The organism is Bacillus sp. 05T21 (assembly GCF_056396785.1).
This window is the reverse complement of record NZ_JBFTMD010000014.1, coordinates 19,706-33,025: the sequence shown is the minus strand read 5'-3', so window position 1 is coordinate 33,025 and position 13,320 is coordinate 19,706. Positions and strand designations below refer to the sequence as shown.

17 protein-coding genes and 1 tRNA gene are annotated in these 13,320 nt (G+C 38.6%); 10 read left to right on the top strand and 8 right to left on the bottom strand.

What is annotated here, in order from left to right; all coding sequences use genetic code 11:
* Positions 1 to 188 precede the first annotated feature (188 nt).
* The 5 genes from AC1DKZ_RS21230 (at position 189) to AC1DKZ_RS21210 (ending at position 3,817) form a co-directional block, all read left to right on the top strand.
* The gene (locus tag AC1DKZ_RS21230) at positions 189 to 647 is read left to right on the top strand and encodes an NUDIX hydrolase (protein WP_001190080.1); all 459 of its coding nucleotides are present in this window, start codon (positions 189 to 191) and stop codon (positions 645 to 647) included.
* A 20-nt stretch (positions 648 to 667) separates the two neighbouring features.
* On the top strand, positions 668 to 1,549 hold the full coding sequence (gene rapZ, locus AC1DKZ_RS21225) for an RNase adapter RapZ (RefSeq protein WP_002016084.1): 882 nt from the start codon (positions 668 to 670) through the stop codon (positions 1,547 to 1,549).
* 3 nt (positions 1,550 to 1,552) lie between these two features.
* On the top strand, positions 1,553 to 2,506 hold the full coding sequence (locus AC1DKZ_RS21220) for a uridine diphosphate-N-acetylglucosamine-binding protein YvcK (protein ID WP_107887227.1): 954 nt from the start codon (positions 1,553 to 1,555) through the stop codon (positions 2,504 to 2,506).
* An 88-nt stretch (positions 2,507 to 2,594) separates the two neighbouring features.
* A complete protein-coding gene (gene whiA / locus AC1DKZ_RS21215; protein WP_002016082.1) occupies positions 2,595 to 3,545 on the top strand; it encodes a DNA-binding protein WhiA in 951 nt (316 codons plus the stop codon).
* A gap of 23 nt (positions 3,546 to 3,568) precedes the next feature.
* Positions 3,569 to 3,817, top strand: coding sequence for an HPr family phosphocarrier protein (locus AC1DKZ_RS21210; protein ID WP_107887228.1), 249 nt, complete (start codon positions 3,569 to 3,571; stop codon positions 3,815 to 3,817).
* 525 nt (positions 3,818 to 4,342) lie between these two features.
* Here the strand turns inward: AC1DKZ_RS21210 and clpP are convergent.
* From clpP to AC1DKZ_RS21170, 8 genes are all read right to left on the bottom strand, one after another.
* Positions 4,343 to 4,924 carry an ATP-dependent Clp endopeptidase proteolytic subunit ClpP gene (clpP, locus tag AC1DKZ_RS21205; protein WP_001049163.1) on the bottom strand — a complete coding sequence of 194 codons (582 nt, stop codon included), beginning with the start codon at positions 4,922 to 4,924 and terminating at the stop codon, positions 4,343 to 4,345.
* Between the two features lie 240 nt (positions 4,925 to 5,164).
* Entirely contained in the window at positions 5,165 to 6,034 is an 870-nt protein-coding gene (locus tag AC1DKZ_RS21200) for a DUF421 domain-containing protein (protein WP_002016080.1), read from the bottom strand.
* A gap of 20 nt (positions 6,035 to 6,054) precedes the next feature.
* Positions 6,055 to 6,261 carry a DUF1657 domain-containing protein gene (locus AC1DKZ_RS21195; RefSeq protein WP_002034728.1) on the bottom strand — a complete coding sequence of 69 codons (207 nt, stop codon included), beginning with the start codon at positions 6,259 to 6,261 and terminating at the stop codon, positions 6,055 to 6,057.
* A gap of 9 nt (positions 6,262 to 6,270) precedes the next feature.
* Positions 6,271 to 6,621 carry a stage V sporulation protein AE gene (spoVAE, locus tag AC1DKZ_RS21190; protein ID WP_000575919.1) on the bottom strand — a complete coding sequence of 117 codons (351 nt, stop codon included), beginning with the start codon at positions 6,619 to 6,621 and terminating at the stop codon, positions 6,271 to 6,273.
* The gene (spoVAD, locus tag AC1DKZ_RS21185; protein WP_002089557.1) at positions 6,618 to 7,634 is read right to left on the bottom strand and encodes a stage V sporulation protein AD; all 1,017 of its coding nucleotides are present in this window, start codon (positions 7,632 to 7,634) and stop codon (positions 6,618 to 6,620) included. Before spoVAD ends, spoVAE begins: the two co-directional genes overlap by 4 nt.
* The gene (spoVAC, locus tag AC1DKZ_RS21180) at positions 7,635 to 8,111 is read right to left on the bottom strand and encodes a stage V sporulation protein AC (RefSeq protein WP_002034730.1); all 477 of its coding nucleotides are present in this window, start codon (positions 8,109 to 8,111) and stop codon (positions 7,635 to 7,637) included.
* 28 nt (positions 8,112 to 8,139) lie between these two features.
* Positions 8,140 to 8,628, bottom strand: coding sequence for a YhcN/YlaJ family sporulation lipoprotein (locus AC1DKZ_RS21175; RefSeq protein WP_002016077.1), 489 nt, complete (start codon positions 8,626 to 8,628; stop codon positions 8,140 to 8,142).
* 106 nt (positions 8,629 to 8,734) lie between these two features.
* Entirely contained in the window at positions 8,735 to 8,941 is a 207-nt protein-coding gene (locus AC1DKZ_RS21170) for a DUF1657 domain-containing protein (protein ID WP_000216167.1), read from the bottom strand.
* A gap of 203 nt (positions 8,942 to 9,144) precedes the next feature.
* Here AC1DKZ_RS21170 and AC1DKZ_RS21165 point away from each other — a divergent pair.
* The 5 genes from AC1DKZ_RS21165 (at position 9,145) to gap (ending at position 13,237) form a co-directional block, all read left to right on the top strand.
* A tRNA-Arg gene (locus tag AC1DKZ_RS21165) sits at positions 9,145 to 9,220 on the top strand.
* A gap of 259 nt (positions 9,221 to 9,479) precedes the next feature.
* Positions 9,480 to 10,787 carry an RNA polymerase factor sigma-54 gene (gene rpoN, locus AC1DKZ_RS21160; protein WP_088291984.1) on the top strand — a complete coding sequence of 436 codons (1,308 nt, stop codon included), beginning with the start codon at positions 9,480 to 9,482 and terminating at the stop codon, positions 10,785 to 10,787.
* A 9-nt stretch (positions 10,788 to 10,796) separates the two neighbouring features.
* On the top strand, positions 10,797 to 11,042 hold the full coding sequence (locus tag AC1DKZ_RS21155; RefSeq protein ID WP_002089547.1) for a glutaredoxin family protein: 246 nt from the start codon (positions 10,797 to 10,799) through the stop codon (positions 11,040 to 11,042).
* A gap of 135 nt (positions 11,043 to 11,177) precedes the next feature.
* Positions 11,178 to 12,206, top strand: a complete 1,029-nt coding sequence (gene cggR / locus AC1DKZ_RS21150; protein WP_002089545.1) for a gapA transcriptional regulator CggR — start codon at positions 11,178 to 11,180, stop codon at positions 12,204 to 12,206.
* Positions 12,207 to 12,232: 26 nt separating this feature from the next.
* Complete coding sequence (gene gap, locus AC1DKZ_RS21145) at positions 12,233 to 13,237, top strand: type I glyceraldehyde-3-phosphate dehydrogenase (RefSeq protein WP_002016071.1); 1,005 nt, start codon at positions 12,233 to 12,235, stop codon at positions 13,235 to 13,237.
* Positions 13,238 to 13,320: the final 83 nt, after the last annotated feature.

Genomic DNA, 13,320 nt, shown 5'->3' with positions numbered 1-13,320 from the left:
TCGTTAAGGGGATTTTTATGTGCTATTCATGGGAAGTAAGGTATTTTGATTGCTTGTTATAGAAAGAATTTTTACAATTGCTTAGCGAAAGGGGACTGGCACCTTCGTTGTAGCAAACTGTTTTTGATAGTATAATGAAATGAGTATGCAGTGAGAAATTTTGCTGCAAGTAGCTGAGGTGAAGAAACATGCAAAGAGTGACAAACTGTGTGTTAATTAGAGATAATGAAGTACTCTTACTCCAAAAACCTCGCCGAAATTGGTGGGTTGCACCGGGCGGGAAAATGGAGCGTGGTGAGACAGTAAGAGATTCCGTTGTTCGCGAGTATCGTGAAGAAACAGGTATTTATTTAAAGAATCCAGCATTAAAAGGGGTCTTCACTTTTGTCATCCAAGAAGGTGATAAAGTTGTTTCTGAATGGATGATGTTCTCCTTTTTAGCAACAGATTTTGCAGGAGAAAACAAATTAGAGAGCGAAGAAGGCATCATTGGTTGGCATACATTTGATAAAATTGATGATTTAGCAATGGCACCAGGAGATTATCACATTATTGATTATTTAATTAAAGGGAATGGTATAATCTACGGTACATTTGTATATACCCCAGATTTTGAGTTGCTTTCATATCGATTAGATCCGAGTTAAACCTGCAAGGAGAGGATACGATGACAGAGAATAATGATATAAAAATGGTAATTATTACAGGGATGTCTGGAGCTGGAAAGACGGTAGCGTTACAAAGTTTCGAAGATTTAGGATATTTTTGTGTAGATAATTTACCACCGATGTTATTGCCGAAGTTTATTGAACTTATGGCAGATTCAAAAGGAAAAATGAATAAAGTGGCACTTGGTATTGATTTACGTGGCCGAGAGTTTTTTGAATATTTATGGGGAGCGCTTGATGATTTATCAGAACGTACATGGATTATTCCTCATATTTTATTTTTAGATGCGAAAGATAGCACACTTGTAACTCGTTATAAAGAAACGAGACGTTCGCATCCACTTGCGCCAACTGGCTTGCCGTTAAAGGGAATTGAAGCTGAGCGTGGTCTCTTAACTGATATGAAGGCACGAGCGAATATTGTGCTTGATACATCTGATTTGAAACCGAAAGAATTACGAGAAAAAATTGTTCACTTATTCTCAACAGAAACTGAGCAAGCATTTCGTGTAAATGTTATGTCATTTGGATTTAAGTACGGAATTCCAATTGATGCTGATTTAGTATTTGATGTTCGCTTTTTACCAAATCCATATTATATTCCACATATGAAGCCATTAACAGGACTGGATGAAGAAGTTTCGTCGTATGTGTTGAAATTTAATGAAACACATAAGTTTTTAGAGAAATTGACGGATCTTATCACTTTCATGCTGCCTCATTATAAAAGAGAAGGTAAGAGTCAACTTGTAATTGCGATTGGATGTACAGGTGGGCAACATCGTTCTGTTACGCTTACAGAGTACCTTGGGAAACATTTGAAACCAGAGTATAGCGTTCATGTATCTCATCGTGATGTGGAGAAGAGAAAGGGCCATTAAGGGATGAAAAAAGAGAGAAAACCTAAAATTGTTATCATGGGAGGTGGAACTGGACTTTCTGTTTTATTAAGGGGATTAAAACAATATCCTGTTGATATTACAGCAGTTGTAACAGTAGCCGACGATGGAGGCAGTTCAGGTAGACTACGTGATGAGCTAGAAATTCCACCTCCAGGTGATATTCGTAACGTACTTGTTGCGTTATCGGATGTAGAACCATTAGTGGAGGCTTTATTTCAGCACCGTTTTACAACTGGAGACGGACTGAAAGGGCATGCGTTAGGAAATTTATTGTTGGCAGGTATGACTTCGATTACAGGAGACTTTTACCACGCGATTACGGAAACGAGTAAAGTATTAAATGTCAGAGGACGTGTATTACCAGCAGCGAATCAAAGTGCGGTACTTCATGCAGAATTAGAAGATGGAGAAATTGTAACAGGTGAATCAAAGATTCCTCATTTCGGGAAGAAGATTAATCGTGTCTTTTTAACTCCAGAAGATGTAGAACCGTTATGTGAAACGTTGACGGAAATTAAACGAGCTGATTTGCTTGTTTTCGGTCCAGGAAGTCTGTACACAAGTATATTACCGAATTTAGTTGTTAACAAAATTGGAGACGCTGTTCTTGCTGCAAAAGCGAAGAAGGTATATGTATGTAATGTTATGACGCAAGCGGGCGAAACGAAGGGTTATACTGCGTTTGATCATGTGCAGGCGTTACATGATCATTTAGGTAAACCATTTATCGACACTGCGATTGTAAATAATCGTGATATTCCTCGTGAATTACGTAATTTATATGAGGAAGAAATGTCGGAACCAGTTGCACTGGATACAGATCGTTTTGCTGAACATAATATCGAAATCATTCAAGATAGATTAGCGAAATATGATGAGCGTGTTGTAAGGCATGATACATTAAAGTTAGCTTCTATTTTATATTCATTGTTATAAATGTGCGTTGCCTCGTTTGAGGTAACGCTCCTCATTCATATAGGACAAGATTTTTGTTCCAAAGTAATAGTATAAGGAGGTGTTGACTGTGTCATTTGCATCAGAAACAAAGAAAGAGTTGACCAACCTTGAAATGAAGGAATGCTGTGAGAAATCGGAATTATCGGCGTTGCTTCGAATGAACGGATCGCTTTCTTTTTCAAACCGTCGCCTATCTATCGATATTCAAACGGAAAATGCAGCAATTGCAAGAAGGATTTATACGCTTTTGAAAAAAGGATATGATGTGACGGTAGAATTACTTGTTCGTAAAAAAATGCGATTGAAGAAAAATAATGTATATATCGTGCGGCTTGTTGAGAAGTCTCGTGAAATATTAGCAGATCTTCACATTGTTCGAGATGACTTTTCGTTTATTCGAAATATATCGCAGGAATTAATCGAGAAGAAATGTTGTAAACGATCGTATTTACGCGGTGCATTTTTAGCAGGTGGTTCAGTAAATAACCCAGAAACATCATCTTATCATTTAGAGATCTTTTCGTTATATAAGGAGCATAATGATTCTATATGTGAACTGATGAACGGATTTGATTTAAATAGTAAGACGTTGGAAAGAAGAAAAGGGTACATTACGTATTTGAAAGAAGCTGAAAAAATTACAGAGTTTTTAAATATTATAGGTGCTCATAATGCACTTTTAAGATTTGAAGATATTCGAATTGTTCGTGATATGCGTAATTCAGTAAATCGTTTAGTTAACTGCGAAACAGCTAATTTAAATAAAACAATTGGTGCAGCGCTAAGGCAAATTGAGAACATCCGCTATATTGATGAGACGGTTGGGCTTGATATTTTGCCAGATAAATTAAGAGAAATTGCACAGTTACGAAGAGATTATCAAGATGTAACATTGAAAGAGTTAGGTGAGATGGTATCCGGGGGGAAAATTAGTAAATCGGGTATTAATCATCGTTTGCGTAAAATCGATGAAATTGCAGAGAAATTACGCGCGGGGGAAACAGTAGCAAAAAAATAAAAGGTTAAAGGGGAAATGGAGCTGTGGTTCAAAAACTGGTTAAAGTGGCATTAAAAAACGGCTTACAAGCACGTCCGGCTGCGTTGTTTGTACAAGAGGCAAATCGCTTTCATGCGGATATCTTCATCGAGAAAGATGGAAAGACAGTGAATGCAAAGAGCATAATGGGGATTATGAGCTTAGCAATCGGAATTGGTAGCATGATTACAATCACAACAGAAGGTTCAGATGCAGAAGAGGCTTTGGAAGCATTAACTGCATATGTACAATAAAGGGTTATCGCGAATGTGCGATAGCTTTTTTTATTTTGTTACTTGCGGGCATTCTGTTTGGTGCGGGGTAACAAACAGTCGGGGTATGTTGGTGGTTCATACTTGTCGGAAATTGTCGGTAAGTCGATAAGTTGTGTCGAAACGCCGATATAATTTGAGTTGTGGTCGATAAAATTGAAAAATCGCTGATATATTGGATTAGATACTAGGTGGGGTATGTGATACCCTTGTACATAATAAAAAAAGCGCCCTGTAATAGGGCGCTTCCGCTTTTAGATGTATCCAGCTCCAGCGGCTAGAATGGTCGGTGGCTTCGCTTCTTCCGTCGAGTTAAAAAGCACCTCTTTGTCAGAAGCTCCATCCCCCTCTCATTCTGAACGAGCCGCTTCCGCTTTTAGATGTATCCAGCTCCGGCGGCTAGAACAGTCGGTCGTTTCACCCCTTCATTCGAGGCAAAAGGCGCCTCGGAATCAGGGGTTCCAACTTCCTCCTGTTCTAAACGAGCCGCCTCCGCTTTTAAGTGTATTAACGATTTGTAAAGATCTTATCGATTAAGCCGTATTCTAGAGCTCTTTCTGCTGTCATGAAGTTGTCGCGGTCTGTGTCGCGTTGTAGAACTTCAAGTGGTTGACCTGTGCGGTCAGCAAGAATTTGGTTTAATTTTTCACGTAAGAATAGGATACGTTTTGCAGCGATTTCGATTTCAGTCGCTTGACCTTGTGCTCCGCCAAGTGGTTGGTGAATCATAACTTCACTGTTTGGAAGCGCGTAACGTTTTCCTTTTTCACCTGCTGCAAGTAAGAATGCACCCATAGATGCAGCCATACCGATACAGATTGTTGATACTTGTGGTTTAATAAACTGCATTGTATCGTAAATTGCCATACCAGCTGTGATAGAACCACCAGGGCTGTTGATATAGATGTGAATATCTTTTTCTGGATCTTGAGATTCCAAGAATAAAAGCTGGGAAACGATTGAGTTTGCTACGTTGTCATCAATTGCGCTACCAAGCATAATGATGCGATCCTTTAATAGTCGAGAGTAAATATCGTAAGCGCGTTCTCCACGATTTGTTTGTTCAATTACTGTAGGAATTAAATTCATCTGTTATTTCCTCCTTTAAAAGCTTTCTTAGTCTTATAATACAATTATGGTCAATGAAGGTCAAACGAAACCACTTTAAATCAAAAAATATGTAGTTGTATCATGATTTATTCGCTATGTTTTTAAAATTCCCTGCTTATGTATCTTCAACATCATAACCGAATTACATAAATTTAAACGTGATTAATGGTGTGGAAAAGGCAAAAGAACGCCTTTTGTATAGAAGCGTTCTTTCATTTTTTATTCTTTTAACAGATAGGTTACTTTATTTAAGATTTTCTCGATTTGTTTTGCGTTTTTACTGTACATATCACTCGCTGATTTTGATTTCGTTTCTAAAGAGAATAATTCAAGATCCGCATTGCATTTCTTTAAGGATGCTAATAATAAAGGCTTGTTTTGAGGAGAAGGCATTTGGAGTTTATCATTATAGATGTCGATAGTAAGTTGTCCGTATGAATCAACTTGACCAAGAAAGACATTTTCAATGACAACACCGAGTTTTTCTAGCTCAGAATGTAACCAAGCGCGATTATGTCCGCTAGCAGAAAGAGGTTCATCTAGTACATTTCCATCCATAATAACAGTTTGCGGTTCTTTTTCGTTTGGCACTTTTAAGCTGATATCTTTTGCTGTAAGTGGTTGGCGATCTTTCTTTAATAATACATTTAATTCACCGCTCGGTTCTAGTACAGCAAATTCAACATCAGCTACGCTGAACGCATTTTTTCCTCTGAGAAGCTCAAGTAATTCATCACTTGTATACTTTTCTTTCTTTAAGTTATCTTCAAGTATTTTTCCATCTTTTATTAATACGGTAGATTTTCCTTCAAAAAAATCTCGAGCTGTTTTGTTCTTTAAAGAGAGGATTCCTGTGAAAAAAGGTACCACAGCGAAAATGAGTATCGCAAAGACGCCGTGGAAAAATTTTGAATCGAGCCCTGTAGATACTTGGGCAGCGATGTCACCGATTGTCATTCCGGCTATGTATTCAAAAAAGGAGAGCTGAGAGATTTGTCTTTTTCCTAACCATTTCGTAATAGCGAATAAAATAATTAATATGAATACAGAGCGAAGAATGACAAGTGTCCATTCCGGCAGGTGAGACATAGTCATTTCCTCCAGTCTACTTAAAACCCTTTATATTGAGGTTCTTCACGTTCTAATACTGAAACTCTATTCTGTAAATCGGTGATGATGCTGTCCATTTCTAACATACATTCATGAAATACACGTTTTGATTCCGCGTCCTGTGAATTTAGTGAAAGGGAGCTTAAACTTGCTTGAGCGCCCCTTACACTGGCAAGGCAGGTTTTAACGCTGGCGATAACTGTCATATGAACACCTTATCCTTTCGGTTTGAATAGCAATGCTCCAATGAAGCCGAAAATAATGGCAGCTGATACACCAGCACTCGTTACTTTAAACATGCCGGTAATAACGCCGACGATGCCATGTTTGGCTGCTTCCTCCATCGCGCCATGAACGAGGGCATTACCGAAACTTGTAATAGGTACAGTTGCGCCAGCGCCTGCAAAGTCGATTAATGGTTCATACAGATTGAATCCATCTAATATAGCTCCAGCAACAACGAGTGTTGCCATCGTATGAGCGGGGGTTAGTTTGCCGACATCAAACATAAGCTGTCCGATTACGCATATGAGTCCACCAATGACGAAAGCCCAGAAAAAAATCATTGCGTCGCACCTCCAAATTCAATCGAAACAGCGTGAGCGATACACGGAATCGTTTCTTCTTGTTGGAATGTAAGTGGAGATAGTAAAGCGCCTGTCGCAACGACAAGTATTTTTTTGAATTCTCCTCTTTTCATTCGGTTTAATAAATGTCCGTATACGACTGTTGCTGAACAGCCTGGACCACTTCCACCAGCTATGACAGGTTGACCTTCTCTATAAATGATGATTCCGCAATCTTGAAATTGCTCGCTCTTTACCTTTGTTCCATGTTTATGTAGTAGGTCGTAAGCAATTTCGCGACCGACATGTCCAAGGTCACCTGTTACGATTAAGTCGTAATAAGAGGCGTCAATTTGTCGTTCGCGTAAATGAGCTTCAATCGTATCGACAGCAGCTGGGGCCATCGCGCCACCCATATTAAAAGGATCTGTTAGTCCCATATCAATAACTCGTCCAATGGTGGCCGATGTTACTTGTGGACCATATCCAGTGTCGCTTAAAATAGCCGCGCCTGCACCGGTCACTGTCCACTGAGCCGTAGGAGGTTTTTGACCACCATATTCAGTTGGATAGCGGAATTGTTTTTCTACCGCAGCGTTATGACTTGATGCCCCAGTTAATAAATACTTTGCACCTTTTGCATTTACGATACTTGCGCCGAGTGCTAAGCCTTCCATAGAGGTAGAACAGGCGCCGAATAAACCGAGATAAGGTGTTCCGAGTGTGCGGCATGCAAAGCTCGTTGGAGTTATTTGGTTAATTAAATCCCCTGCGAGTACGAATTGAATATCGTCTTTACGGAGCTGCGCCTTTTCGGTAGCGCGGCTACAAGCTTCTTCAAATAAAATTTTATGCGCCTTTTCGTAAGAATCTTGTCCGAGCCATAAATCTTCATGCAGGGTATCGAAGTCTTCAGGGATTTTTCCATTTGCCTCAAATGGGCCGCCGACTACACCTGTTGAGATGATAACTGGTTTGTTTTCGAATACCCATGTTCGGTGTCCTTGTAACATTTACAGCCCTCCCCATTGAAAGAGAATTGTTTTAATAAGAGCGATGACAAAAGCTGAAAATACGCCAAATAAGATGACCGATCCTGCTAGTTTAAACATGTTACCACCAACGCCGAGAACGAATCCTTCTGTCCGATGTTCAATACATGCGGCAATAACAGAGTTACCAAATCCAGTAACGGGAACTGCGGTACCAGCACCAGCAAATTGCCCAAGGCGATCGTAGACGCCAAATCCCGTCAGTAGCATGGAGATAAAAATAAGAGTTGCAACAGTAGGGTTCCCGGCAGAGCGTTCAGTGAAATCAAAATAGGTAATATAAAAGGTGGAAATCAGTTGACCTATTAGACAAATTAATCCCCCGACGAAAAAAGCTTTTATACAATTTTTTAAAACGGGGCGCTTTGGTTCGCGCTGTTGTTCGAATTTTTTATATTCTTGTTGCACAGGTGTTAAATTTTTATCTTTACTAGACATTTGAATCCTTCCTTCTCTTTTAGAAAACTTAAATATTAGATCCCATTTCTGATTGAATGAGTTTCAATTGATCTTTAATGCCATCCTTGCTTATTTTCTTGTTCTTAATTTTGTTTTCAAGTTCTTCTATGAGCATAAAAATCTTTTTGTCTGTACTTACACGAATATCGAAAGTAGGGTTTTCATCACTTAGCTTCTTTTTTAATTTACTTCGTAAAGGTTTTAAACCAAATCTTTCGTGATGTTCAGGTTTGATGGCTATGTAAAGATCTAAATTTGTATTAACTGCGGTAGCTTCTATAATCCCCTCCATAGCAAGAGCTTTTTTCTTAGCGTCTTGCGATATAGATTGATTAAAGGATTCTGTACTCATTTTTGTTAATTTAGGGCCCTTTTTCTCATCTGCCCGCTTAGCTTCTTCTTTCTTTACTTTTTTATCTAACGGGCTATTATCACATCCGGTAAGTGAACCGAATAGGAGCATAAATAACGCGGTTATGATTCCAAGTTTTCGCATTATAATCATTCCATTTCTATTGCAGTATGTAATGTGAGAGAAAAAGGATGATTGCATATCATCCTTTTCTCAAATTGTGTACCATTAGATGAAATGGCACTTTTGGTTATTGCTGTGTGTATTGTGGTTCTTCTTGCTGGACTTCTTCAACACGCGGGTTTAAAGAATCGATAATTGTTTGTGTTTGCTGCGCAGCTGTTTGGAAAAGTTGCTTTGCTTGTTGGTTATCCGTATCAAGAGCGAATCCCTCTAAGCTAGCTTGTGCACTTTTTAATCCAGAAACAGTTTGCTTTAGTTTTGTAATTACAGTCATTGAATGAAGCCCCCTTTGGAATATCAATTCAAAGATTATAATTTGTGAGTTGGGGTGAATTTATGATTGGAAAATTTAGGAGAAGGATGTGTTTTATAGGCTCCTAGCTAAGGTATATAAAGGATTAAGGCGATATTTTTATTGATTTAGATGGATTTTATTGCTATTATTATGAGAAGAAAATGAAGTGTTTTTATAATCATGCGCCCATAGCTCAGTCGGATAGAGCGGTGGTTTCCGGTACCACGTCTGCCGGGGGTTCGAATCCCTCTGGGCGCGTCAAAAGGTCCTAACTTACATTTGTAAGTTAGGACCTTTTTTTATTTCTCTCTTGTTATATCTGGTTATAAGATTTACTATTAGTATGTGGTAATAATTTTTATGCGTTATTATTTTCTTTCAATATTATTCATTTTTCGGTTGTAAGATGTAAATCTCATTAATACATATAAATTAATAATATTTTGGAATGGGTGTCTGCGATAGGATTCTCCTTTTACCAAACTTATTGTACAATAGAAACAAGGGGGAGATTAGTTTGAAGGCAAGTCTTTTACAAGAACAAAGCTTACGTTTGGCAATGACACAAGAGTTAAGGCAAGCGATTACAATGCTCCAGTATAATGTACAAGAATTATCGGAGTTTTTGTATGAGCAATCGTTAGAGAATCCCCTTATTGAGTTAGGTGGTTTTGAGAGGGAGAAGAAAAAGAGCTCTAACACAAGTAAAAGTACCCGAAAACAAGTCGAGAATCAAATGGAAATCTACAGTGTGGATTCTACAACGATTCAGCAACATTTATTAAATCAACTACAGTATTATAAAATAGATGAAGAAGAGCGAAAAGCAGCTTCTTTCATTATTATGAACATGGATGGAAATGGCTATTTACAAGAAACAAATGAAGAGTTATCAGAGCTTCTTTCTGCGCCAATTGATGTAGTGGACTGTTCCGTGGAGCTTGTTCAATCGTTAGAGCCAGCAGGGGTAGGTGCGCGTAATATTCAGGAATGTCTATCAATCCAATTGAAGCGCTTACAAAGAAGGGATGGGTTAGCGGAAGAAATTATAGATGATCATTTTAATTATTTCGTTAAGAAAGATTGGCGAAAGCTCGTTCAAGTGTTGAAGTGTACTAACGAGGAATTACAGGATGCGGTGAACTGTATTACATCATTGCAGCCGAAACCAGGTCTTGCATTTTCTTCTGATAAACCACTTTATATTGTGCCTGATATGGCGGTAAAAAAAGATGGCGATCATCTCGTTTTACAGATGAATGAGAGAAATATGCCAAGAATTGAAATTCACTCTGAGTATAGTGCGTTACTAAATAATAGTGAAAGTGAAGTGGCTTCTTACGTATCGGAGAAGTATCAGCATGTGCAATGGATTATGCGCAGTTTGAAACAGAGAAAACAAACACTCTTACAAGTGATGAATATTATTATGGAAAAACAGCATGATTTCTTCTGGGGAGGTCCAGAGTATTTAAAACCACTTGCTTTAAAAGAGGTGGCGGAAGAGTTAGGTGTGCATGAGTCTACAATTAGTCGCGCAACGCGTAATAAATATGTGCAAACGCCGCACGGTTTATTTGAGATGAAATCGTTCTTTAGTAATTCTATTTCTACGACGGAAGATGAGGCGGTTTCTACAAAGCGTGTGAAACAATTCATTCAAACGCTTGTTGGAGCAGAAAATAAGAAAAAGCCACTTTCGGATCAAAAGATTTCAAAATTATTAGAAGAAGAGCATGAAATAGTTATTTCTCGAAGAACGGTTGCGAAGTATAGAGAACAAATGCATATTCCTGCTTCGTCTCTAAGAAAAACAATTGGATAGGTGAAGAAGATGAAGGTTGTACTATATACAAAAAAAGATTGTGGCCTTTGCGTGAAGGCGAAACAAGTTTTAAAAGAAGTACAATATGAATATTCTTTTCAAATTGAGGAAATAGATATATATGAAGATAATGACCTTTTAGAGAAATACCATCTAATGATTCCTGTTGTAGAAATAGGCGGAAGACAAGTAGAATATGGTAACATTCACAAAGGTGTCATAATAAACTATATAAACAATGCAGTTAAGAGTTGAATAAGTTTCTGTCTCCTGTTACAATAATACACGTAGCAGGGATTATTTTTTTAACCTAAGTGGGACGCAAAATGTCACTACGGGACATAAAGTGACCACGAAGGGAAATGAACCGATGCAGTGAGGAGAAAAGATATGCGCTCATGGATTCAGAACACAAAAAAATTATTACCTGATCTGCTACCTGTTATGCAAACGAGAATGCAAGTGCTTCAGTACATTAGGCTTATGCAGCCGATTGGAAGAAGAAACTTATCTGCAAGTCTCGGTATGACAGAACGAGTATTGCGAAGTGAAGTTCAAGTTTTGAAAGAACAAAACTTAGTTCACGTCGCTTCTTCTGGAATGACTTTGACAGAAGAAGGAACAGCTTTAGTTCTTGCTTTGGAAGACTTTATGAAAGAAATTTCCGGGTTAAAGGTTTTAGAAAAACAACTTAAGGAAACATTAGACTTGGATGAAGTTTTCGTTGTCCCTGGTGATAGTGATGAATCACCTTGGGTCAAACTGGAGATGGGCCGTGCTTGTGTGACTTGTATAAAAGACCGTCTGACAGTGAATAATATCGTTGCTGTGGCTGGAGGAACTACGCTAGCTGCTGCTGCGGACATGATGCAACTTGATTGCAAAGATTTACATATGCTATTTGTCCCAGCACGTGGTGGAATTGGAGAAGGCGTCGAGTTAGAAGCCAATACCATTTGCGCCAAAATGGCACAAAATACGATGAGTAATTATCGCTTATTGTATGTTCCAGATCACGTTAGTAGCGAAGCATATGCGTCTATTGTAACAGAGCCCTCCGTGAAAGAAGTTCTTGAGTTGATTCGATCTTCCAATATCGTCATTCATGGAATTGGTGATGCGTTAACAATGGCACGTCGCAGAAATACTTCAGAAGCAGATTGGTTAAAGATTCAGGCAAGCGAAGCAGTTGGCGAAGCTTTCGGTTACTACTTTAATGAACAAGGAAATGTTGTTCATAAAGTAAGAACAGTTGGTATGCAACTTGAAGATTTACAACATGTATCTCACGTTGTTGCAGTCGCTGGAGGTTCTTCAAAGGCAAAGGCAATACAGGCTGTAATAAAGCAAGGGCACACTTCAATTCTAATTACAGATGAAGGTGCAGCAAAACAATTAACAAAGGGTATTACCCTTTAATATAATCCCCCAAGGAGGAAATTTAAATGACTAAAATTGGTATTAATGGATTTGGACGTATCGGACGTAACGTATTCCGCGCAGCTCTTAACAACTCTGAGGTAGAAGTAGTAGCAATCAACGACTTAACAGATGCTAAAACATTAGCTCACCTTTTAAAATATGATACAGTTCACGGAACTTTAAATGCAGAAGTATCTGCTAACGAAAACAGCATCGTTGTTAACGGTAAAGAAATTAAAGTTATCGCTGAGCGTGACCCAGCTCAATTACCATGGAGCGACTACGGAGTAGAAGTAGTAGTAGAATCTACTGGCCGTTTCACTAAAAAATCAGACGCTGAGAAACATTTAGGTGGATCAGTTAAGAAAGTTATCATCTCAGCTCCAGCTTCTGACGAAGATATCACTGTAGTTATGGGTGTTAACCACGAACAATACGATGCAGCTAACCACAACGTAGTATCTAATGCTTCTTGTACTACAAACTGTCTAGCTCCATTCGCTAAAGTATTAAACGAAAAATTCGGCGTAAAACGCGGAATGATGACAACAATTCACTCTTACACTAACGACCAACAAATCTTAGACTTACCACACAAAGATTTACGTCGTGCTCGTGCAGCAGCTGAAAACATGATCCCAACATCTACTGGTGCTGCTAAAGCTGTAGCATTAGTATTACCAGAACTTAAAGGTAAATTAAACGGCGGCGCTGTACGTGTTCCAACTGCTAACGTTTCTCTTGTTGACTTAGTTGTTGAACTTGACAAAGAAGTAACAGTTGAAGATGTAAACGCAGCATTCAAAGCAGCTTCTGAAGGCGAATTAAAAGGTATCCTTGGATACAGCGAAGAGCCATTAGTATCTATCGACTATAACGGATGTACAGCTTCTTCTACAATCGATGCATTATCTACAATGGTAATGGAAGGTAACATGGTTAAAGTACTTTCTTGGTACGATAACGAAACTGGTTACTCTAACCGCGTAGTAGACCTAGCTGCATACATGACTTCTAAAGGTCTTTAATTCTTAAGTATATAAGCAATCAATGACAAAACGAGGGAGAGGGTTTGTTCCCTCTCTCTCTTCTTTCGTTTTAGAAGCAAATG